This is a genomic window from Cytobacillus eiseniae (assembly GCF_017874625.1).
GTDB classification, from domain to species: domain Bacteria; phylum Bacillota; class Bacilli; order Bacillales; family Cytobacillaceae; genus Cytobacillus; species Cytobacillus eiseniae.
The window spans coordinates 55,389-77,644 of sequence record NZ_JAGIKZ010000003.1; the positions used below are offsets into that span (position 1 = coordinate 55,389).

Annotated in this window: 19 protein-coding genes, 1 pseudogene and 1 riboswitch; of the genes and pseudogenes, 18 read left to right on the forward strand and 2 right to left on the reverse strand. The window is 39.1% G+C overall.

Annotated elements, in window-relative coordinates; all coding sequences use genetic code 11:
* The first annotated feature begins 8 nt into the window (after positions 1-8).
* From J2Z40_RS04470 to galT, 7 genes and pseudogenes are all read left to right on the forward strand, one after another.
* Positions 9-1,202: a YhgE/Pip domain-containing protein gene (locus J2Z40_RS04470; RefSeq protein ID WP_066397552.1), complete on the forward strand. Its 1,194-nt coding sequence runs from the start codon at positions 9-11 to the stop codon at positions 1,200-1,202.
* Positions 1,203-1,247: 45 nt separating this feature from the next.
* Positions 1,248-1,784 (forward strand): PadR family transcriptional regulator, encoded by a 537-nt coding sequence (locus J2Z40_RS04475; RefSeq protein WP_066397550.1) that lies wholly within the window; start codon positions 1,248-1,250, stop codon positions 1,782-1,784.
* A 132-nt stretch (positions 1,785-1,916) separates the two neighbouring features.
* Positions 1,917-2,744, forward strand: coding sequence for an SDR family oxidoreductase (locus J2Z40_RS04480; RefSeq protein WP_066397548.1), 828 nt, complete (start codon positions 1,917-1,919; stop codon positions 2,742-2,744).
* Positions 2,745-2,997: 253 nt separating this feature from the next.
* Positions 2,998-3,969, forward strand: a complete 972-nt coding sequence (galE, locus tag J2Z40_RS04485) for a UDP-glucose 4-epimerase GalE (RefSeq protein ID WP_066397545.1) — start codon at positions 2,998-3,000, stop codon at positions 3,967-3,969.
* Between the two features lie 251 nt (positions 3,970-4,220).
* Positions 4,221-5,369, forward strand: coding sequence for an N-acetylglucosamine-6-phosphate deacetylase (nagA, locus tag J2Z40_RS04490; RefSeq protein WP_066397544.1), 1,149 nt, complete (start codon positions 4,221-4,223; stop codon positions 5,367-5,369).
* Between the two features lie 43 nt (positions 5,370-5,412).
* Positions 5,413-5,676, forward strand: a pseudogene (locus J2Z40_RS04495) (tagatose-bisphosphate aldolase); the annotation flags it as partial.
* Positions 5,677-5,698: 22 nt separating this feature from the next.
* Positions 5,699-7,207, forward strand: a complete 1,509-nt coding sequence (galT, locus tag J2Z40_RS04500; RefSeq protein WP_066397539.1) for a UDP-glucose--hexose-1-phosphate uridylyltransferase — start codon at positions 5,699-5,701, stop codon at positions 7,205-7,207.
* A gap of 238 nt (positions 7,208-7,445) precedes the next feature.
* Here the strand turns inward: galT and J2Z40_RS04505 are convergent, their stop codons facing one another.
* Positions 7,446-7,604, reverse strand: a complete 159-nt coding sequence (locus J2Z40_RS04505) for a hypothetical protein (protein WP_157087847.1) — start codon at positions 7,602-7,604, stop codon at positions 7,446-7,448.
* A gap of 604 nt (positions 7,605-8,208) precedes the next feature.
* Positions 8,209-8,355: riboswitch (FMN riboswitch) on the forward strand.
* 128 nt (positions 8,356-8,483) lie between these two features.
* On the opposite strand from J2Z40_RS04505, the gene ribD reads away from it, so the two are divergent.
* From ribD to ribH, 4 genes are all read left to right on the forward strand, one after another.
* Positions 8,484-9,584: a bifunctional diaminohydroxyphosphoribosylaminopyrimidine deaminase/5-amino-6-(5-phosphoribosylamino)uracil reductase RibD gene (gene ribD / locus J2Z40_RS04510; protein ID WP_066399541.1), complete on the forward strand. Its 1,101-nt coding sequence runs from the start codon at positions 8,484-8,486 to the stop codon at positions 9,582-9,584.
* Positions 9,584-10,234 carry a riboflavin synthase gene (gene ribE, locus J2Z40_RS04515; RefSeq protein ID WP_066397537.1) on the forward strand — a complete coding sequence of 217 codons (651 nt, stop codon included), beginning with the start codon at positions 9,584-9,586 and terminating at the stop codon, positions 10,232-10,234. The genes ribD and ribE overlap by 1 nt, the downstream gene beginning before the upstream one ends.
* 286 nt (positions 10,235-10,520) lie before the next feature.
* Entirely contained in the window at positions 10,521-11,714 is a 1,194-nt protein-coding gene (locus tag J2Z40_RS04520; protein WP_066397536.1) for a bifunctional 3,4-dihydroxy-2-butanone-4-phosphate synthase/GTP cyclohydrolase II, read from the forward strand.
* Positions 11,715-11,726: 12 nt separating this feature from the next.
* The gene (gene ribH, locus J2Z40_RS04525) at positions 11,727-12,194 is read left to right on the forward strand and encodes a 6,7-dimethyl-8-ribityllumazine synthase (RefSeq protein WP_066397534.1); all 468 of its coding nucleotides are present in this window, start codon (positions 11,727-11,729) and stop codon (positions 12,192-12,194) included.
* A 381-nt stretch (positions 12,195-12,575) separates the two neighbouring features.
* Here ribH and J2Z40_RS04530 read toward each other — a convergent pair whose 3' ends face one another.
* Positions 12,576-13,469 (reverse strand): DMT family transporter, encoded by an 894-nt coding sequence (locus J2Z40_RS04530; RefSeq protein ID WP_066397533.1) that lies wholly within the window; start codon positions 13,467-13,469, stop codon positions 12,576-12,578.
* 164 nt (positions 13,470-13,633) lie between these two features.
* On the opposite strand from J2Z40_RS04530, the gene J2Z40_RS04535 reads away from it, so the two are divergent.
* From J2Z40_RS04535 to J2Z40_RS04565, 7 genes are all read left to right on the forward strand, one after another.
* On the forward strand, positions 13,634-13,846 hold the full coding sequence (locus J2Z40_RS04535; RefSeq protein WP_066397530.1) for a DUF6366 family protein: 213 nt from the start codon (positions 13,634-13,636) through the stop codon (positions 13,844-13,846).
* Between the two features lie 700 nt (positions 13,847-14,546).
* On the forward strand, positions 14,547-15,020 hold the full coding sequence (locus J2Z40_RS04540; protein WP_066397511.1) for a PadR family transcriptional regulator: 474 nt from the start codon (positions 14,547-14,549) through the stop codon (positions 15,018-15,020).
* The gene (locus tag J2Z40_RS04545; RefSeq protein ID WP_066397509.1) at positions 15,017-16,756 is read left to right on the forward strand and encodes an ABC transporter ATP-binding protein; all 1,740 of its coding nucleotides are present in this window, start codon (positions 15,017-15,019) and stop codon (positions 16,754-16,756) included. The genes J2Z40_RS04540 and J2Z40_RS04545 overlap by 4 nt, the downstream gene beginning before the upstream one ends.
* 32 nt (positions 16,757-16,788) lie before the next feature.
* Positions 16,789-18,594 (forward strand): ABC transporter ATP-binding protein, encoded by a 1,806-nt coding sequence (locus J2Z40_RS04550; protein WP_066399538.1) that lies wholly within the window; start codon positions 16,789-16,791, stop codon positions 18,592-18,594.
* A 511-nt stretch (positions 18,595-19,105) separates the two neighbouring features.
* A complete protein-coding gene (locus tag J2Z40_RS04555; protein WP_066397505.1) occupies positions 19,106-19,330 on the forward strand; it encodes a heavy-metal-associated domain-containing protein in 225 nt (74 codons plus the stop codon).
* Positions 19,331-19,518: 188 nt separating this feature from the next.
* Positions 19,519-21,405 (forward strand): heavy metal translocating P-type ATPase, encoded by a 1,887-nt coding sequence (locus tag J2Z40_RS04560; protein ID WP_066397502.1) that lies wholly within the window; start codon positions 19,519-19,521, stop codon positions 21,403-21,405.
* 131 nt (positions 21,406-21,536) lie between these two features.
* Positions 21,537-22,244, forward strand: coding sequence for a Crp/Fnr family transcriptional regulator (locus J2Z40_RS04565; protein WP_066397499.1), 708 nt, complete (start codon positions 21,537-21,539; stop codon positions 22,242-22,244).
* The last annotated feature ends 12 nt before the right edge of the window (positions 22,245-22,256 follow it).

Here is a 22,256-nt window from a genome sequence, read left to right on the forward strand (position 1 = left end):
GATACTACATGAAATTTACTCAGTTTTTAAAAACAAAAGGGGCAATTGCTGCGATCATCATGGGGATTTTCTATGCCCTTGCCATGCTAGGTATTTTCTTACCAGGTTATACAGCGATTCCAGGAAATATCGATAAACTGCCGATTGCCGTTGTTAATGATGATGCCGGTGAATACGGGGCAAAGGTTGCCGATCAGTTACAAGAAAATTTGCCGTTTAAAGAAATCAATACAGATTTAACGAATAAACAAGCGTTAAAGGATTTAGAAAAAAATGATTTAGCATTAGTTGTGCACATTCCTGAAACCTTTTCTGCGGATATGCAAGCAGGCAAAACATCATCAAGTATTGACTTTACAATGAATGAAGCAGGGGCAACAGTCGTTTCTTCTAGTATGAGTTCCATCGTTACCCAAATTAACAACCAGATAAGTGCTCAATTCTCACAACAAACAGCTCAAGGTGTGTTAATGAATTTACATGTACCAGAAAAGCAAGCAGCTGAATTAGCAGAAAAGATTGAAACAGCTTATGTAGGAAATATCGTTACCATTAATGATATACCAGACGGCATGCATCATAATATGCTGCCAATGTTCTTAACAATGGCTGGTTACACGGCTGCAATGATCGGTGCGATGCAATTGATAAGTGCATTTAAAGAAAACCGTGGAAGAGCAAGTAAAACTCGTTTATTCATTTATGTTCAATTGGCTGCATTAGTGATTGCCGTTGTATCATCACTAGTTGCCGCAGCTATAACCTATTTAGTAGATGGACCGAGTGGTGACCTGTTTTTTAGTCTGCTAGGGCAACAAATTTTAAACTATATGGTATGTTTCAATTTCACTGCGATTTTGATCTTCTTAGTTGGTGAGGGTGGGATGATTTTGAACTTGCCTATTTTATTAATGCAAACAATCGCCAATGGTGCCACGATTACACGTGAAATGATGTACTTGCCATATGAATGGATGAGCCATATTTCACCAATGTATTACTCTGTCCAAGCGTACTTTGCAAACCTATATGGAAGCATTAGTCCAAGCCCATATATTTGGTCAATGGTAGCAATTGGTGCGGCTGCGATGCTAATTAATATCGCTATCGTCACATTTTTGCATAAACCAGTGCCTGTTGAGGAGCTAGAAACGAGGACTGAAACTGAAAGTATTAAGAACGCAGCTGAAGTCACTGCTTAGTTTTGCTAGAATAAAGAGGAAGTTCTTCTTGAAGGAGCAAAGAGAATGTCCATTCGTATTTTTATATTGAGCAAACTAATGGAGGATAATAATTATCCTTATAAATTAAAGAAACAACTTTCAGAACCGATTCCATTAGACGAACTAGGCGGATTAACAGAAAGTAAATTGTACTACCATTTTGATTCATTAGCTAAAAAAGGGTTAATTGAACCGGTGGAAATTATAAAAGAAGAACACCGGCCAGATAAGCAAGTATTTGCGATTACGTCTAAAGGCCGTGAAGAACTGCCGAAATTAATCTATAAATTGTTTGAAAAGGCTGATGTGATTACGGATATGGTGGTTGGCTTAGCAAATTTGAAGTATGTGGAAACAGATAAAGTTGTAGAAATACTCGAAAAGAAATTAATAACGATCAAGGCTGGATGGGAGAAAATTAGTCAATTTGATCATGTACAGACATACAAGGATTCCGAGAAGATTAGAGAATTTCTGAACAGCTATTTTTCAACCAAAACAGAGCATACGATCTATTGGCTTGAAGAGTTAATTATGCGCATAAAACAAGGGGAAATATAGTAGGGTTGATCTGAAGCAGTATATTTTGTAATAAGCATCATCAGATTGATATAATAGAATCGTCTAAGTAGGCGTATAATTCTGAATGCTATAATGAAAATGAATTGAAGTTTTTCATTGGGGGTCAAAGGGATGAATCATGTATTTGTTATTACTGGTGGTTCAGGTGGAATGGGGAAAGCAACTGCTGAGTTAGTTGGGAAAAAGGGAACGATATTATTAGCGGATATGAATGAAGCCCGCCTGGAACAAACAAAACAGGAATTAGCCAAAAAAGGGATTACTGACGTACATTACCAAACGGTAGATATTACAGATCGTGAAAACGTAAAAGCGCTAGCGGATAAAGCAGCTTCATTAGGTAAATTGAAATCGATTATTCATACTGCTGGTTTATCACCAACAATGGGAGATGCTCGTCGTATTTTAGAAGTAAACTTAGTTGGGACTGGCATTGTGCTAGAAGCATTTTATCCATTAGCAGAAGAAGGAACAGTAGCAGTATGTATTGCATCTATGAGTGCTTATAATGCGCCTCGCCAAGGACCTTATACTGAGTGGTTGAAACAACCGTTAGCTGAGAATGTGATCGGACAACTTCTGCCAATGATACAAAATCAGTCAGCAGGTGCTGCTTATGCCCTTTCAAAATTAGGTGTGCTTCTCATTGTAGAAGAGCAAGCAATTGCCTGGGGACAAAAAGGTGCGCGGATCGTATCTGTTTCGCCAGGATCCATTAACACACCAATGGGGAAACAAGAAGCAGAAGCTCAGCCTATGATGCAAGCAATGCTTCAAGTCACCCCTTTGCAGCGTTTCGGTGAAGCGCATGAAATTGCGACAGCGGTTGAATTTTTAATTAGCGACGGGGCTTCCTATATTACAGGTACAGATTTACGTGTAGATGGCGGGACAACACCGAACGTAGCGAAATTGGTTGAAGCACGCAGCCAACAATAATCTCGATATAAATATAAAGCTATGTGAACTTCTTTTCTTCACATAGCTTTTATTTTTTATTGAGTAAAAAAATCCAGGGGGAATAGGATCTTTAAAAAGAGAGTTATCATGGATATTCTTATATCTATGTACGTCTACACCTATAGTCTATTATAAGTTTATTTAAAGGATAAATAAGCAGCAAGTGACAGCGTTATTTTAATCATATTATAATGAACCCAAAGAATGAAATTTTAGCTGAGGAGAGATAAGCATGATTCTTGTTGTTGGTGGAGCTGGCTATATTGGAAGTCATCTTGTGAAGGAACTAGTAGAAACGGAAGAAGTCATTGTCCTCGATCATTTATCAACTGGGCATCGGGAAGCAGTGGATTCACGTGCCATATTTGTAGAAGGCAATCTTGGGAATGAAGCAGAGTTGCAACTGATTTTTAAGCGTTACCCAATCAAGGCTGTTATGCACTTTGCTGCCTTTAGCTTGGTTGGTGAATCGGTCATTGATCCCCTCAAATACTATGAAAATAATGTGGCATCCACGCTCACTCTGTTAAAAGTAATGCTTGAGAATCATGTGAAAAATTTTATTTTCTCATCAACGGCAGCAACCTATGGCATTCCTACTGTTGATATGATTGATGAAAAAACAGCAACATCACCAATTAATCCTTATGGACATTCAAAATTATTAATTGAGCAGATTTTAGCAGATTTCCATGCTGCGTATGGATTAAATTATGTAGCACTGCGTTATTTTAATGCGGCAGGAGCCCATGAATCCGCTAAGATTGGTGAGAGTCATAATCCCGAAACACATTTAATTCCAATTATCCTTCAACAGCTGTTAGGTCATCGAGAAAAGATTGCTGTTTTCGGCTCTGATTATGAAACACCGGATGGAACGTGCATTCGTGATTATATTCATGTGGATGATTTAGCTAGTGCCCATATTCTAGCACTTGAAGCATTATTATCAGAGAAGAAATCAGCAGCAATCTATAATTTAGGAAATGGGCTTGGTTATTCTGTAAAAGAAGTCATTGAGATGTGTGAAAAGGTAACGGGAATAAAAGCGAATGTCGAAATGGCTGAACGACGTGCAGGGGATCCAGCACGACTTGTTGCTTCTTCCGAAAAGATCTTTTCAGAATTGGGATGGAAAGCAGAACGGAATTTAGAACAGATTATAACGGATGCTTGGAAATGGCACCAAAACCAATTGTATTAGATCAATCACCCTTGCCTGTGGGAGTAATGAGGCGACTTACATTGATGCATTTGTGTATTCGCTTTTATCGATACCAGATGCTTACTTGGCATTGCCGTATGTGATGGTTGAGTAGACCGTCTCAATCCTAGCTTCTATTAAGGTAGGAAATTCCCCAGATACACCTTCGCCAACAGGAACAGTGAAATGGGTTGTAAAAGGCGTGGACATTTACGAATATGAATAGTATATGAGAAGAATAAGGTGGAAAAATGTCAACTTATATTTTTGCAGAGAAGTTTTTTCTCGATGACAAGGTGGAAGGTCCTGGCTTTCTGGAAATAAAAGAGGGGAAATTCGGTGTCTTTTCTGAAAATAGACCCGTTGAAGCAGCAGAAATCATTCATTATGAGGGGAAATGGATTGCTCCTGGTTTAGTAGATACACATATTCATGGTTTTAAAAATCACGATATTATGGATCATGACTTTGAAGGATTGAACCAAATTTCTGAAGGGCTGTTAAGCTGCGGTGTTACTTCATTTTTGCCGACTACTTTAACTTGCTCTAACGAATCGTTAACTAAAGTGATTGAAATGATCGGGGATAATTATACGAAAGTGCAAGGGGCAAAAATCAAAGGGCTCTTTTTGGAAGGTCCATTTTTCACTGAAAAATATAAAGGGGCCCAAAATCCGAAATATTTCAGAGATCCGTCAATTGATGAGTTGAAAAAATGGCAGGAACGATCAAATCAATTGATAAAAAAAATTGCGATTGCTCCCGAAAGAAAAGGAGCAGCAGAATTTATTGAATATGCTGTGAAAGAAAATATTGCAATTGCACTAGCCCATGGTGATGCAACATATGAAGAAGCGAAACATGCAGTTGAACATGGAGCGTCCATTTTTGTTCATACGTATAACGGAATGAGTGGGCTGAACCATCGTGAACCTGGAATGGCTGGTGCGGCGATGAACTTAAAGGATGTTTTTGCCGAAATTATCTGTGATGGCCACCATGTTCACCCTGCTGCAGCAAATATTTTAATGAATGCCCGTGGCAGAGATTCAACGGTTATGGTGACGGATTGCATGATGGCAGGAGGCATGCCAGAAGGAACATATCAATTGGGAGAATTTCCTGTCGTTGTGGAAGACGGGGCTGCTCGCATGGAGGGCGGAAGCTTGGCAGGAAGTATTCTGCAATTAAAGGATGCCGTCAAAAATGTTGTTCAGTGGGGGATTGCTACACCAGAAGAGGCGATTTATATGGCAAGTACAGTGCCTGCTAAAAGTGTTCAGATTGATCATGAATGCGGAAAGATTGCAGAAGGGTATGATGCCGATTTTATCGTGTTAAATCCTGGACTTGATTTAATTGCGACCTATTTGGATGGTGTTTGCCGTTATCATGCCTAGGATAATTAATGTGAAAAAGTGAGTGCAATGAATTTTAACTGCCTTAAGTGCCAGTGTAAGTGCAAAACTATTCCAGGAAACATTAATATTTGCAAAAAAGTTGGGATCTACTTTTAATGGAGTATTATGTGGGCGGGCAACTTGGAAGGATGGTGTAGCCCAATTTGCTGAGGATGGGGAAAAAGCAGGACGTGACTGGCTGCAGGAAACAGGAAAGAGAAATATAGAGGAATTAAATAAAGTATTAAGGGAGACTGCTAGTTCCTTGTTTGATAAAGTTAGTAATATACAAGGGCTAGTAAAGTAGCTTTTAAATAGAGGTGGAAAAAGTGATTTATCAATGGGTTCAACAATTAATCACTCAAGCTGTTGCTGCTCAGTTAATTAAGCAGGAAGATGTGATCTATGCACGGAATCAAGTCTTGTCACTTCTGCGTCTTGCTGAGTTTAAGGAAGAGAAGGCGGAAAGGGAGAATGACGATGAAATCTCTGATTTACTAGAAAAAATCGTGGAATATGCATGTACTCATAAAATCATTGAAGATCTATTCGATGAAAAGGAAATTTTCTCAAGTCAACTCATGAACTGCTTAATTGCTCGGCCATCATTCATTAACCAAATTTTTTATGAAAACTATCAGCAGAATCCGGAATTTGCTACAGATTATTTTTATAAGTTAAGTAAAAACAGCCATTATATTCAGATGAAAAGAATTCGTAATAATATTGAATATAAGGTGGAGACAAAGTATGGCGAACTAGATATTACGATAAACGTATCGAAGCCAGAAAAAGATCCAAGAAGTATTGAGCTTGAACGAATGGCAGATAAATCGGACTATCCGAAATGCTTGCTTTGTATTGAGAATGAAGGATATGCTGGGAGAATTGGCCATCCTGCCCGCTCTAATCATCGGATGATTCGAGTGGATCTATTGGGAGAGAATTGGTATCTACAGTTTTCGCCGTATGTTTATTATCATGAGCATTGCATTTTGCTCTCAGAAAAGCATACTGATATGAAGATGAGCGCTGCAACATTTTTAAGGCTATTAACTTTTGTGGAGAAGTTTCCCCATTATTTTGTAGGTTCAAATGCTGATTTGCCAATTGTCGGAGGGTCGATTTTATCCCATGAACATTACCAAGGAGGTCATTATGAATTTGCGATGACTAAGGCAGACTCTGATTGGACCTTTGAAATGGCTGGCTTTCAGGATGTGGACTGTTCTATTGTCAAATGGCCGATGGCCGTCATTCGTCTTCGTTCGGAACAAATCGGTTCTCTTGTTGAGGCTGGGTCACATATTTTTTTGAAATGGCAAAATTACAGTGATGAATCGCTTGAAATCATTTCGAGAACTGGTGAAACACCTCATAATACGATTACACCCATAGCTCGTAAAAATGGGGATTTCTTTGAATTAGATATGGTATTGCGAAACAACCGAACGAACGATGATCATCCATTGGGAATTTTCCATCCTCATGCCGATGTTCATCATATTAAAAAAGAAAATATTGGGCTGATTGAAGTGATGGGGCTTGCCGTTTTACCCGCCCGTTTAAAAGAGGAACTTGAGGAAGTAGAAAAATATATTCTTGATGAGGCCCATAGGGTTGCCGACTATCATTTAGCATGGGCTGAAGAATTAAAAGTACGTTACCGAGTGACTGCCAATGAAACAACAGTTGAATCATTCGTAAGAGCAGAAGTTGGGAAAAAGTTTTTAAAGGGACTAGAAGATGCTGCTGTTTTTAAGCGAAATGCAGAGGGGCAAGAAGGATTTCAACGTTTTATTGGTGCCTGCTCCTCCATGAATGTTGTCGAAGTTTGACCATTTTTGGAAAGGCATGTGCTTGCTAATTAAAGGTATTGAGTTCAGTCTTTTTGAAGAAGACTGTCCATCAATAAATATCGTTATGAAGTAAAAAACGATTCCATACGGTCAATATCAAGCTAAATCGCATACTTTTAGACTATAAAATTACACATAAAACACAGAGGTTTAGCAAACTTCTGTGTTTTTAATGACTTGTTCTTCATCTAACGCCTCTTTAGTTGATAAGATTTTGCTAAAAGTCACCCCTGCTTATAACCTCTTTTCCATCTAAATAAGATGTTTTGTCCTTAATCGAGTAACGAGCAAAAGGAGAATAAGCGGAAGTTTTCCGCTTAAATGCAAAATGAAGCTCCTTTTTAGGAAAATAAGCGGAAATTTTCCGCTTATTCAATAAAAAATCCCCCATTTTAGAATTTTTCAAGACAATAGGCGGAATTATTCCGCTTATTTTGGCTTTTTTTATTAATATTTACAAAATAGGCGGAAATTTTCCGTCTATTTATCCGGTTGGGTGCTCAACGAGATCCACAAACCGATCGGTGCGGACTTTTTCGATCCTAGATAGGAGAATCAACAACATTTCAAACTTTTCCTAGATCATTCATATAATCCATTTGCACTGATTATAAGACATTTTTTATCTTGTGACCAATAGAGCTATTGCCCAATGGGTAAAACCTATGCTAAATCTGTTAGAGCGTAGTCATCCTTGTCATAACAAGATAAAGTAGAAGGTGGATATATGCTAATTCGCTTGCTAAAACACTTATTCTTTTTTACTTTTCTACTTCTGAACCGAACTGCTTAGATTTTCGCTTCATTGGTTTTTTACTTTTTGGAATTAGCATACAACTTGTATTTCCTCTTATCGCAGGCCAGGCCATACGGTCTTATAAGTAAAACCATTCGTCCCATCAAAAATTCACATCATACGCTTCCAGCTATTTTTCTTGTAGTCTACTATTTAATCTGCTATGCTTTTTTTAATTGAATAGGATTTCCTTCGGGGTCGGGTGCAAGTCCCAACCGGCGGTGATGAGGGTGTACCTCTTAGTCCGTGACCCGGGTTCATATGTATGAAAACGGTGGATTTGGTGAAATTCCAAAGCCGACAGTAAAAGTCTGGATGGGAGAAGGAAGATTTAATTGTTCAAAAAAGCTCTTTTTTGACATTTATTTGTGTTGCTTTTTTTCTCCCTTACTAATTTTAGTAAGGGATTTTGTGTTTAAATGGAGAATTTACTATGAAAGGGGCTACCTTTTTTTCAAGATGAATAATTGTGTATATATGAACGTGGCCATCTCACTAGCTCGTGCAACGTTGGGTCAGACAAGTCCAAACCCAAGTGTTGGTGCGGTGTTAGTGAAAGATGGCAGATTAGTAGGGACAGGTGTGCATATGAAAGCCGGTACTCCCCATGCAGAAGTTCATGCAATTAGAGCTGCTGGAAACGCCGCCAAGGGTGCTGACATGTATGTGACACTTGAGCCATGCAGTCACCACGGGAAGACACCTCCGTGTGCCGATCTCATTATAGAAGCAGGTATTAAAAAGGTTTTTGTTGCAACGCTAGACCCAAATCCGCTTGTAGCAGGTAAAGGCATTGACAAGCTGACAAGTGCTGGAATTGAGGTCGAAGTAGGCTTGTGTAAGGAAGAAGCGCTGCAGCTGAACGAAAAGTTTTTTCACTTTATCCAAAAAAACACTCCATTTGTAACTATTAAAGCAGGCATTTCATTAGATGGGAAAATAGCAGCTAAATCAGGTGATAGTAAGTGGATAACCTCCCCTGAATCACGGCAAGATGTACATCAGCTCCGTCATGAGCATGATGGAATTTTAGTAGGAATTAACACAATCCTACAAGATAATCCCCTTCTAACCACCAGAAGACCCCGAGGTGGAAAAAATCCCATTCGAATTGTATTAGATACGGAATTGAAAATTCCAGTGTCAGCAAATGTTGTTCAAGATTGCCCTACTCAAACAATCATTTTTACAGGCAGTCAGTTTAATTTTAATAAAAAAAGAGAACTTGAGAGCCTAGGCGTAACGATTATTTCACAAGATAGCGCTGAAATTTCGCTGAAGGGAGTTCTGCATACGCTTGGAGAACGGGAAATCATCTCCGTTCTAGTAGAGGGCGGTTCAGAAATCCATGCTTCATTTATTGAAGAAGAAGCTTTCCAGCAAATTATTACGTATGTGGCACCGAAAATCATAGGTGGCAGAGAGGCTATTCCTTTTATTGGCGGAGCAGGTCCTGAGCTTGTGAAGTTAGGCAAACAGCTTCGCTTTACTGCGGTAGAAAAGATAGGTCCAGATATTAAAATAACCGCAAAACCTCTCAAAGAGGAGGAAACCGAATAATGTTTACTGGAATCATCGAAGAGATAGGAACGATTCAAAACATACAGGCGAAAGGAAATACACTCGTTCTTGCCATTCAAGGAAAGAAAGTGCTAGAAGACATGAACCTTGGAGATAGCATTGCTGTGAACGGTGTCTGCTTAACGGTAACAGAATTCAGTCATTCTTCCTTTCTAGTAGATGTTATGCCTGAAACCTTTCACAGTACAGCATTATCAGGGCTGCAGAGAGGCTCACTCGTGAATCTTGAACGGGCGATGAGCTCAAATGGCCGTTTTGGCGGTCACTTTGTTACTGGGCACGTTGATACGGCCGGACAAATTGTCAAACGAGAGCCAAAAGAAAATGCCATCTATATTGACATTCAGTTTCCTAAAGAATTCAGCCATCTAACCTTATATAAAGGATCAATCACGCTTGATGGAACATCATTAACGATCTTTGGTATCAGCAAGGACCAAGTAACCGTGTCGATTATTCCTCATACAGCAAAAGAAACGATACTTGGTCACAAAAAGATTGGTGATAAGGTGAATATCGAGTTCGATATCATCGGCAAATATTTATATTCCTTCCTTCAGAAAAATGAATCGCAAAAACAAGAAAGCAGTATTTCTACAGATTTTCTTAAGGATAACGGATTTATGTAAAAATTAAGCAAGGCTCTTTTCTAATAGATTGTTGTTTGTTGAATAAATTGAGTGAATGAAAACTGTCGACAAATAAGGTTGGTTGATTGGAGCGGAAGGTGCGAGACTCCTGCGGGAAGTGTGGGACAGGTGAGACCCCGCAGGAGTGTGAGCGACGAGGAGGCTCGGCGCCCACCCCGCGGAAAGCGAGCATCCTGGAGCGGAAATCAACCTCTACGAATTCATGTTTAAGGCAACAATGTTTACAAAAACAGTCTTGAACCAGCAGAAAGGTGGCAACAAATTCATGTTCCATAAAATTGAGGAAGCAATTGAAGATTTAAAGGCAGGCAAGGTCATTATTGTTTGTGATGATAATGATCGTGAGAATGAAGGAGATTTTGTAGGTCTGGGCGAATTTGCGACGCCTGAAATGATTAATTTCATGGCAAAAGAAGGAAGAGGCCTGATTTGTGTTCCGATTACCGAATCGATAGCGGAAAGACTGGCACTTCAACCAATGGTAGAGGTCAATACAGACAGCCATGGAACAGCCTTTACAGTTAGTATTGATCATGAAGATACAACAACAGGAATTAGTGCGTTTGAGCGCGCATTAACTGTTCAAAAAATACTGGAAGAAGATTCGCTGCCAAGTGATTTTAAAAAACCAGGACATATTTTCCCTCTTATCGCCAAAGAAGGTGGTGTTCTTCGCCGGGCTGGCCATACCGAAGCAGCGATTGATTTGGCAAGACTTGCTGATTCGAAATTCGCAGGGGTCATTTGTGAAATCATGAAAGATGATGGAACGATGGCACGGGTAGATGATTTAAAAGAGGTTGCAGATAAATTTGATTTAAAGATGATTACGGTGAAAGACCTTATTGAGTATCGGCTTGAGCATGATTCGCTTGTTGAACGTGAGGTTGAAATCCAGCTCCCGACAGAGTTTGGTGACTTTCGGGCAGTCGGGTTTACGAGTAAAAGTGATGGCAAGGAGCATGTTGCACTTGTAAAAGGTGACATTCGTGAAGAGGAGCCCATTCTTATAAGAGTCCATTCAGAATGCTTAACTGGTGATGTGTTCGGTTCGAATCGCTGTGATTGCGGACCTCAGCTACATGCGGCTCTTGCTCAAATAGAGGAGGAAGGGCGAGGAATCCTTCTATATATGAGACAAGAAGGCAGAGGCATCGGGCTAATCAATAAATTAAAAGCGTACAGGCTCCAAGAGGAAGGCTTCGATACGGTTGAAGCAAACCATAAACTAGGATTTAAAGCTGATTTACGTGATTATGGAATTGGTGCTCAAATACTAAGAAATCTCGGTGTGAAAAAGATGCGATTATTAACAAATAACCCTAGGAAAATAACTGGCCTCGCTGGGTATGGTTTAGAGGTAGTTGATCGCGTTCCTCTTCAAATAACAGCCAAAAAGGAAAATGAACAGTATTTAAAAACAAAACAAGAAAAGCTAGGACATTTACTAATATTTTAATAGGAGTGGATAATAATGAAAGTACTTGAAGGAAATTTAGTTGGCACAGGGTTGAAAATTGGGATTGTGGTTGCACGTTTTAATGAGTTTATTACGAGTAAACTGCTTGGTGGAGCAGAGGATGGCCTTAAGAGACATGGAGTGAATGAAGCGGATGTGACAGTCATATGGGTTCCAGGCGCTTTTGAAATTCCGCTTGCAGCAAAGAAGTTAGCCGATCAAGGTGGATTTGACGCAATCATTACACTAGGAACAGTCATTAGAGGGGCTACGCCTCACTTTGAATATGTAAGCAGTGAAGTGGCAAAAGGTGTAGCGAATACAGGAATGCAAAGCGGGATTCCGATTATTTTTGGTGTGCTCACAACAGATACAATTGAACAAGCAATCGAACGAGCAGGTACAAAGGCAGGAAATAAAGGATATGAGGCAGCCGTAGGAGCGATTGAAATGGGTAATCTTTATAAAAACTTTAAGTGATTTTTAGTAACTAACAAATGAGCTGATAGAAACGCAGAGACCTATTGAATTTCTGCGTTTTTCTATGTGCAATATGGCAAATACAGAGGTTTAATTAACTGTGAAAGATGTTATTTGTTCACAAAAATAGGACGACAAGGAATGCTGCTGTAAGCAGGATTAGCATTTCATTGCTGTCAGATAGTTACATATCATACGGCATTCCCGTATCTTTTAATAATACAGTCAATAAAATACCTGCTTCAAATTTATGTTACAACATAATTTACCTCATAATATAAAGAATAGTGGATGACCATCATTATTTCATTTTAATTACATCGTTCCGATTCTAATAAAAAACCAGTGAAACCTTATAAATTGTTTCACTGGTTTTATCATTTAGGGCGTATTCCATTCACTATTTTTCATTGGCTGTTTAACAGGTTTGAAGACCGTGTACAAAATCCCTCCAAAGATCAATAGAATGCCCATCGATTGTGCAAATGTCGGTCTGAAATCTAATAGAATTGTATCAAGTAGGATCGCAACTACTGGGTCCATAAAGACGAGAACAGATACAACAATTGTTGGTAAGTTGCGAATACTATCAAAAAATAAGTAGTAAACAAACCCGGTGTGAATCAATCCTGTACCTAAAATAAATAACCAATTCGAAGTAGTTAAACCGTTGAAAACAGCAAAATCACAAAACGGCAATAACATAATGATCCCGACCATCGTTTGTAAAAAAGTAGTTGTATATGGAGATAATGTTTGTAATGTTTTACTTAAAAGCATTGTTGCTGCATAGCAAATCGCTGAAAGCAAAGCCCAGATCATGCCAGAATTCAGGAATTGATCGATAGACTGGAAATTTTCAATGCCAACAATGAAAATACTGCCGATAAAACAAATTACGGTTGCGAGTATACCTGTAAAATGGATACGTTCCTTTAATAGCAATGTACCAAGTATCAGTACAAAGATCGGTGCTAAATTATAAATAGAAATCGCAACGGAAATGGACATGGCTTCAAATGCTTTAAATAAAAATACCCAATTCAAAACGAGAAAAACACCACAAACTAATGTCTGAATGACTTCTCTTTTCTTCCATACTTCTGTTTTGTGACCACCGGTAAAATACCATAATGCACTTAAAAACAGGGTGGCAAAAATGCATCGAACGAAAACGAGTTCAACTGCTGGGATCCCCGTATGAATGGTGAAAAAGCCGATTGAGCCAAAAATAGCCATAGAAATTGTCAATTTAATCATAGCTGCTATATTCATGTTTAGCCTACTTTCAAGTATTCAATCATACAATGATTTTAGCATTTTCTATATTAAAATAAATGATTATTTTGAAATTTAATTGATTAAAAGAAGGATGGCTAACATTTATGGCGAAAGAGTCCATTCCGTCTACTAGTTTAATTTTTAAAAGGAGGGGTATGATGAGTGACAAAGAAACACCTGAGCAGCAAAGAGAAAGAATAAGACAACAAGAATTAAAAAACAATCCGACAGGTAACTTAAACGACTCTTTTAACAGAGCAAACAATGGCAGCCTTGTTGATTTGATAGGCAGTTTAGGATGGAAAGGCACGGGCATTCTTATTCTAGTAATAGTAGTAGGGGTTATTATCTATTATTTCTTCTTTCGCTAAGGGGATGAAAGCGCCAATAAGGCATAAGCTTCATTCCCTCCCCGATTTTTATCTCAAGAAAGCTCCAATGAGACAATCGCTTCGTCCTTTTCCCGATGTTTGTCTCATAGAACGCCCCAATGAGACAAACGCTTCGTGCGCTCCCCGATTTTTGTCTCATAGAAGGCTCCAATGAGACAAAGTCCTCGTCTGCTCCCTGATTTTTGTCTCATAGAAAGCTCCAATGAGACAAACGCCTTGTCTGCTCCCCGATTTTTGTCTCATAGAAAGCTCCAATGAGACAAAGTCCTCGTCCGCTCTCCGATGTTTGTCTCATAGAACGCCCCAATGAGACAAACACCTCGTCTGCTCCCCGATTTTTGTCTCATAGAACGCCCCAATGAGACAAAGTCCTCGTGCACTCCCCGATTTTTGTCTCATAGAAAGCTCCAATGAGACAAAGTCCTCGTCTGCTCTCCGATTTTTGTCTCATAGAACGCCCCAATGAGACAAACGGTTCGTGCGCTCCCCGATTTTTGTCTCATAGAACGCTCCAATGAGACAATCGCCTTGTCTGTTCCCTGATCTTTGTCTCATAGAACACTCCAATGGTATCACTCTGACCTTACTCACTCATTCCGAAAATCGGCATAAAGATACTTACGTTTGAACATAAACGATATATCGATTATAATTATCGATATAATTAAGGAGGAGTAAAATGAGAAGACGGAGAGGGTTTGTTCAGTTTGCGATTTTGCATTTGCTAAAGGAAGAGTCGATGCATGGTTATCAAATCATGAAGGAGTTGGAGGAACGTTCAAATGGTACGTATTCGGCAAGTGCTGGAACCGTCTATCCTGCACTCCAGGAATTAATGGAGCAACAATTGATTGAACTTGATACATCATCAGATAAAAAAGTTTATTCCATTAATGAGAATGGCGTAAAGCATTTACAAAATAAGCATTTAGAGGGCGATTTCTGGGTTGAATGGAAAGAGCGAATGATGTGGAGGAATTCGGAACAATCGATACAACTAAGAGGGGCAGTTGATCGCTGGGAAAAGGAATTTCGAAAAGCGATGAAGCATGCACGAGGGAATCCTGAAAGTGTTCATGAGTTAATTGCCTTTATTGATGACATGACCGAATCATTAAGCAAGAAAAGCACGAAACAAGGGGATCGTTCATGAATGCAATGAGAAAGTTATTACACTATTTAAAGCCGTACACGTTTATTGCGATTTTAAGTCCACTTTTCATGTGCGTTGAAGTGGTGATGGATCTATTGCAGCCGACGATTATGCAGAAGGTGATTGATACGGGCATTGCCAATGAAGATCATGCCTATGTAATAAAACTAGGCCTTTTTATGCTGCTTAGTGCAATTATTGGCTTAATTGGCGGGGCGGGGAGCTCGATTTATGCAGCAAGAACGGCAGTGAGTTTTTCAACCGATATACGACGTGATGTGTTTAAGAAGACGGAGCAATTTTCAAATGGCAATATTGATTCATTTGGTTCTGGTAAATTAATTACGATATTGACGAATGATATTACGACTATGCAGCAGGCTGTCATCATGACCTTGCGTATTTTTGTTAGGGGACCTTTGTTATTTATCGGTTCTGTTGTGATTGTTTGGTTTACTGCACGTGAACTATTTCCTGTATTGCTAGTATCGATTCCTATATTACTCGTATTCATTTATTTTTTTTCAGTCAAGTCTGGGAAGTTATTTTCGCATGTGCAAAAAGCAATGGATCAGGTGAATACTAAGCTTCAAGAGATGCTGGCCGGCATTCGGGTAATTAAGGCCTTTGATCGCAATGAGTATGAAAAAGGCCATTTTAAAATGGTCAATGATACGTTAATGAAACGAAGTATGACGGCTGAACAGCTTGTACTAACATTGATGCCGATCATGATGTTTGTTGTGAATCTCGGGATTATTGCCGGGTTGTGGATGGGTGTCATAAAGGTGAATGAAGGCACACTTCAAGTGGGAGTCATTCTCGCTTTTATCAATTATTTAAATATAATGATGAACGGATTAATGAGCAGCAGTCATGTTTTAATGCAAATTGCCCGTTCGTTTCCTTCAGCTGATCGGATCGTTCAGGTGCTGGAAACGAAAATTGAGATTACAGAACCTGAGCAGCCGAGCAAGATGGATGAAATCCGCGGGGATGTGGAATTTAGAGAGGTCCATTTCAGCTATAGTAAAAATGGAGAGTATGTGCTGACTAATCTTTCATTTAAAGCAAATGCTGGACAAACGATTGGGATCATTGGATCAACGGGGAGCGGAAAGTCAACGCTTGTGAAACTCATTCCACGGCTGTATGATCCCGACTCTGGAGATATTTTCATTGATGGGGTGAATGTAAAGGAGATGCCTTTAGAAAAGCTCCGTACAGCGATTGGGTTCGTTCCACAGAAGGCACTGCTGTTTTCAGGATCGATTGAGGACAATTTACGTTTTGGAAAAGAGGATGCCACGATCGAACAGATGGAGTATGCGGCACAATCAGCTGCTGCAAGTGAATTTATTCATCGGTTTGATGATCAATTTGAGCACACACTTTTACAAGGAGCGACCAATTTATCTGGCGGTCAAAAGCAGCGATTATCGATGGCACGTGCCTTTATCCGTGAGCCGAAAATTTTGATTCTTGATGATTCGACTTCTGCCATTGATGCGTTATCTGAAGCTGCTGTACAACAAGCTTTAAAAGGAGCATACACAAATACGACGGTATTTATTATTTCATTAAAAATATCCTCGATTATGGATGCTGATCAAATCCTTGTCATAGAGGATGGGATAATTGAAGCGGCTGGGACACATAATGAATTACTAGCTAGCAGCAAGATTTACCGTGAGATTTATCTATCACAGAGCGGAAGGGTGGTTGAGAACGTATGAGTAAAACCACTTCACAATCAAACCCGAATATTATGAATCGCGTGCGTGGTCCTAGAGGAATGAGTGGACCTGTACTTAAAGCGAAGGATCCAAAGGGAACAATCAAACGGATTTGGCTATTTATGGGAAGGCAGAAAGCGGCATTAATTGCTTCGATTCTATTTGTCCTCCTTTCAACCTTACTTGGGCTACTTGCGCCTTATATGATTGGGGTAGTCATTGATGAGTATATTATTCCAAAAGATATTGCTGGTACACTCAAGTTTCTTGCTTTACTAGCAGCTGTCTATGTTGCTACTGCCATATTCACCTGGCTGCAAACTTTTATGATGGTTCGCGTTTCTTTGCATACGATTCGAACGCTTCGTCAGGATTTATTTGATAAGTTTCAAACGCTATCATTAAAATTCTTTGATAAACGGACACATGGTGATCTGATGAGTAGGGTAACAAATGATATTGATAGCTTAAACAATGCATTGGCACAAAGTGTGATTCAAATTCTCTCTTCTATTTTGATGATTGTTGGGGTAGGAATTGCGATGTTTTCACTTAATTGGGTGCTAGCGATTGTGACGCTGCTCGTTATCCCGATTATGATTTTTACAACGAAGAAATTGATTACGTATAGTAGCAGTCATTTTATCAAAAGGCAGCGAGATTTAGGTGAATTAAATGGCTTTATTGAAGAGTCGATTTCCGGAAATGAAGTGATCAGGCTTTTTGGCAAAGAAGAAAAGATGAATAATCATTTTTCAGAAGTGAATAGTAGGCTGCGTCAATCAGCGATGGCGGCTGATACGGTTTCAGGCTTTCTTGGGCCTGTGAATAACTTTATTAATAATTTAGGACTTGGACTAGTTATCGCCACTGGGGCGGTTATGACGATCAATGATCTAGCAACGATCGGGATTATTGCTGCATTTGTTACGTACTCACGTCAATTTTTCAGACCGATTAATCAACTTTCGAATCTATTAAATATGTTCCAATCCGCAATCGCTGGAGCAGAGCGTGTATTTGAAATTATGGATGAGACACCAGATTTACTAGATAAGAAGGATGCGATTGTTGTGGATTCGTTAAAAGGGGATGTTGAATTTTCACATGTGGGCTTTGGATATGATGAAGGCAAAGAGGTATTGAAGAATATTCATTTCCAGGTGAAATCAGGTGAGACCGTTGCCCTTGTAGGACCGACTGGCTCTGGGAAGACAACAATCATTAATTTATTGATGAGATTCTATGATGTGACGGCTGGTGAACTAAAAGTTGATGGCCAAGATATTCGTGATTATCAATTAAGCAGCTTGCGAAAAAAGATCGGGGTCGTGCTTCAAGATACATTCTTATTCACAGGAACAATTATGGAGAATATTCGATATGGCCGCTTAGAAGCAACAGATGCGGAAGTGGTAGAGGCAGCTAAAATGGCCTCTGCCCATCAATACATTAAACATTTACCCGAAGGCTATCATACGCAAATCACTTCAGGGGGATCGAATTTAAGTCAAGGCCAGCGCCAGCTACTTGCAATTGCTCGGGCGATATTAGCAGATTCGGATATTCTGATTTTTGATGAAGCAACATCAAGCATCGATACAAATACAGAAATCGAAATTCAAAAGGGAATTACTCGTTTAACCGCAGGACAAACAAGCTTTATCATTGCGCACCGCTTAAAAACGATTGAAAATGCCGATCGTATTTTAGTCATCAATCAAGGGGAGGTCATTGAATCAGGCACACATGAAGAACTTATGCAGAAAAAGGGATTTTACTTCGATATGTATGATAGTCAATTTAATCTTCGCGGAAAGGCGGCAAGCTCGTCTTAGGTGGAATGAAGGTGTGAAGGATAAATAAAAAATAATGACTAATGGATGTTTCTTTTCTTCAAACTGAATATTGATTTTATAATGTTTGAAAAATAAGCGGAGAAATTCCGGCTATATTGGGAAATACCTCTATTTCCTTAAAAATAAGCGGATTTTTTCCGCTTATCTAATCTAAATGGAAGGATTTTGTCTTATTTAAAGCAAATAACCGGAATTTATCCGCTTATCTTCACTTTTTAAGCTTCCTTTTTTACATTAACCGGAATTATTCCGCTTATATGGACAGAAATCCTCCGTGTATGAATTCTCATACATCCATGAAAACCAACAGTAAATAATAATAGAGTCTGTCTAAAAGATGGGAGCGAAAACTAACCTTTACCAATTATGTATAAAATAGCAACAATGTTTGCACACACCATGACTTTTTCCTTCTCTTGATTATAATCAATTTTTTTCAGGCAGATCTGTCCTAAAATGAGAGCATAATCAATTGAAGGGGGAACATAAAATGTCAAAAGCTGTATTCCAACTAGAACCATTAACATGCCCATCTTGTATTAATAAAATTGAAACAACACTCAATAAAACAACGGGTGTACAATCTGCAAAGGTCCTATTCAATGCAGGGAAAGTAAAAGCCGAATATGATGAAACACAAGTGAAGGGCATGCAATTGGAAGAAATCATTACAAAATTAGGATATCCCGTCCAATCTGCAAAAATATCTGAATAAAGAAAGAGACTTATAACATGATTGGGTTATAAGTCTTTTTCTTTGTACACATGTATGCAGCAAACAATACAATTAATAACCTTCTATTTCCGAACAGTATCATCTGAAACTTGATGGTTGTCAATTCTTTCTAATGAAAAGTTTCCTATTATATTAGTATAAGAACAGGAATAAGGAGAGAGTATTTCATGATTACTACAATTAATAAACATAAAAATCATCTTACAGCGATGGCGTTTATTCTCATCATCATTGGATTTCTATCAGGATTAGCAGGGAATGGCGGCATCAAAAATATCGCACTAGTGGCAGCTACATTGATTGCTGGGATGCCAATTGTCATTAAAGCCTACCAAGCTTTAAGAATGAAAGCTTTTAGTATTGAATTACTTGTTACAATAGCTGTTATTGGTGCGCTTTCGATTCAGGAATATACAGAATCATCGGTTGTCACCTTCTTATTTTTATTTGGTGATTATCTAGAGGCGCGGACATTAGCAAAAACACGTTCATCCTTGAAAGAATTAATCGATATGGCTCCCCAAGAAGCAACGGTTTTGCGAAATGGAGAGAGTCATACGATTCCAGTTGATGAGGTTGTAGAAGGAGACCATGTCATGATTCGCCCCGGCGGCAAGATTCCTGTGGATGGCAAAATTATCACTGGGCAAGCATCGATTATGGAGGCAGCTGTAACAGGTGAGGCGATTCCGGTATCAAAGAAAATCGATGATCAAGTGTTTAGTGGTACAATTGTGGATAATGGATTAATTGAAATGATTGCTGAAAAAGTAGGCGACGATACAACCTTTGCGAAAATCATTGAATTAGTCGAGGAAGCGCAAGATACAAAATCAAAAACAGAAAAGTTTCTTAATAAGTTCTCTAATATATATACACCGGCTGTTGCAGTCTTATCGATTCTTGTTTATTTGTTCACAAAAGATCTTCATATCGCAATCACATTTCTTGTCATTGCCTGTCCTGGTGCTCTAGTTATCGGTGCCCCTGTCTCTAATGTAGCGGGGATTGGGAATGGTGCTAGGCATGGTGTCCTTGTTAAAGGCGGAGAGGTCATGGATACATTTGCTAAAGTAGACACATTCGTGTTCGATAAAACGGGTACATTAACAAAAGGGAAGCCAGAAGTCACAGATATTAAAACATTCCACAATCGAGACGAGAACGAATTATTAAGACTAGTTGCACAGGCTGAAACGATTTCAGAGCATCATTTAGGTCAAACGATTGTAAAAGAAGCGAAGAAAAGGAAGCTGACTATCACGAATGAGCATGTAGACGGAGAGGTTATTAAGGGAAATGGCATACGTGCAATTGTCGATGGACATGTCTTAATCATCGGAAATCGAATGCTACTAAACAATGAACAGATTCCGCTTTCGGAAAAAGCAGCAAGCTATGCAAGCGAGCGGGAAATGTTAGGGAACACAGCCATTTTTGCAGCAGTGGATGGAGAAATCGCGGGAATTTTCTCTGTTGCAGATCAAATTCGGGAGGACGCGCAACTGGCTCTTTCTGAAATGAGAAAAAATGGCATCAAGAAAATCATCATGTTAACAGGAGATAATAGGCATACGGCAAAGCTTGTTGCAAATCAATTAGGCTTAGATGAATATTATGCTGAGTTATTGCCTGAAAACAAAGTAGAATATGTGAAAAAATTAAAAGAAAAGGGCCATGTAGTTGCGATGGCTGGAGATGGAATCAATGATGCCCCAGCAATTGCTACAGCAGATATCGGTTTGGCAATGGGAGAGGGTGGGACTGATGTCTCGATGGAAACAGCTGACATTGTTCTTATGGCTGATAAGCTTATGCAGCTGTCCCACGCCTACTCCCTTTCAAAAGCAACCATTCGTAATATGAAGCAAAATACGTATTTTGCAGTTGGGATTGTATTTATTTTACTGTTAGGTGTTTTAAATGGCACCGTTCATCTGGCGTCTGGTATGTTTATTCATGAGGCAAGTGTGCTGCTTGTTATTTTAAATGGGATGCGCTTAATCAAATTTAATCATATGAATAAAAATAGCACGCAACGCCCAACCATCTAAGCAAGTGAGAGGCTCATTAGTGAATAAAAAAGATTGGATAGAAGATCAAGACTTGTAGCCTCACATTGGAAATACGAACCGTATATTTGCCTTTAAAATGCTTTTACTATTATTAAGGAAGTGGAAATAGAATGACAGAAAAGAATGCTTGTGCTTTACATCATTCCCATGATTCTACCCATTCGCATACAGCATGTGTTTCGCTCGTTCCGATTTTTAACCATTTGGAACGAGAGCAAATGGCTGAAATCATGCAAGCCGTCCATCCAGTCACATATAAGAAAAATGAAATGATCTATCATGCAGATGATCAATCCGATTCTTTATATATCGTGAGCAAAGGAAAAATAAGAATTTATCGACTATCCGAATTAGGGAAGGAACAGCTCGTACGAATCCTGCAGCCTGGTGATTTTACAGGGGAACTCGCATTATTTCAAGATTCTGTGCATGTAAATTATGCGGAAGCAATGGTAGAGACAAATGTGTGTGTGATCAAGCGCGCTGAATTACAATCCTTTCTTTTGAAATATCCTTCCATCTCATTGAAAATTTTAACCGAGTTTGCCAATCGCCTAGAACAATCAGAAAAACAAACGACTCGGTTTGCTACAGAGAAAGTTGAAACAAGAATTGCGTTGTTTTTGGCGGAGTGGACGGATGGAAACAATGGTGAATTTGAATTGCCGATGAGTAAAAAGGACTTGGCTTCCTACTTAGGGACAACCCCTGAAACGATTAGCCGGCACTTAACAATTCTTGAAGAACGAGGATATATTAAAAAGAAGAAGCATCGCATCATTGAAATTTTGGATTTAGATGGTTTGCTTTTAGTCTAATCATCATTAGTC

What these genes read in the sequence shown, in the direction of transcription:
- J2Z40_RS04470 (WP_066397552.1), top strand. Translation starts at nt 9, where the DNA reads ATGAAATTTACTCAGTTTTTAAAAACAAAAGGGGCAATTGCTGCGATC.
- J2Z40_RS04475 (WP_066397550.1), top strand. Translation starts at nt 1,248, where the DNA reads ATGTCCATTCGTATTTTTATATTGAGCAAACTAATGGAGGATAATAAT.
- J2Z40_RS04480 (WP_066397548.1), top strand. Translation starts at nt 1,917, where the DNA reads ATGAATCATGTATTTGTTATTACTGGTGGTTCAGGTGGAATGGGGAAA.
- galE (WP_066397545.1), top strand. Translation starts at nt 2,998, where the DNA reads ATGATTCTTGTTGTTGGTGGAGCTGGCTATATTGGAAGTCATCTTGTG.
- nagA (WP_066397544.1), top strand. Translation starts at nt 4,221, where the DNA reads ATGTCAACTTATATTTTTGCAGAGAAGTTTTTTCTCGATGACAAGGTG.
- ribD (WP_066399541.1), top strand. Translation starts at nt 8,484, where the DNA reads ATGAATAATTGTGTATATATGAACGTGGCCATCTCACTAGCTCGTGCA.
- ribE (WP_066397537.1), top strand. Translation starts at nt 9,584, where the DNA reads ATGTTTACTGGAATCATCGAAGAGATAGGAACGATTCAAAACATACAG.
- J2Z40_RS04520 (WP_066397536.1), top strand. Translation starts at nt 10,521, where the DNA reads ATGTTCCATAAAATTGAGGAAGCAATTGAAGATTTAAAGGCAGGCAAG.
- J2Z40_RS04530 (WP_066397533.1), bottom strand. Translation starts at nt 13,469, where the DNA reads ATGAATATAGCAGCTATGATTAAATTGACAATTTCTATGGCTATTTTT.
- J2Z40_RS04535 (WP_066397530.1), top strand. Translation starts at nt 13,634, where the DNA reads ATGAGTGACAAAGAAACACCTGAGCAGCAAAGAGAAAGAATAAGACAA.
- J2Z40_RS04540 (WP_066397511.1), top strand. Translation starts at nt 14,547, where the DNA reads ATGAGAAGACGGAGAGGGTTTGTTCAGTTTGCGATTTTGCATTTGCTA.
- J2Z40_RS04545 (WP_066397509.1), top strand. Translation starts at nt 15,017, where the DNA reads ATGAATGCAATGAGAAAGTTATTACACTATTTAAAGCCGTACACGTTT.
- J2Z40_RS04550 (WP_066399538.1), top strand. Translation starts at nt 16,789, where the DNA reads ATGAATCGCGTGCGTGGTCCTAGAGGAATGAGTGGACCTGTACTTAAA.
- J2Z40_RS04555 (WP_066397505.1), top strand. Translation starts at nt 19,106, where the DNA reads ATGTCAAAAGCTGTATTCCAACTAGAACCATTAACATGCCCATCTTGT.
- J2Z40_RS04560 (WP_066397502.1), top strand. Translation starts at nt 19,519, where the DNA reads ATGATTACTACAATTAATAAACATAAAAATCATCTTACAGCGATGGCG.
- J2Z40_RS04565 (WP_066397499.1), top strand. Translation starts at nt 21,537, where the DNA reads ATGACAGAAAAGAATGCTTGTGCTTTACATCATTCCCATGATTCTACC.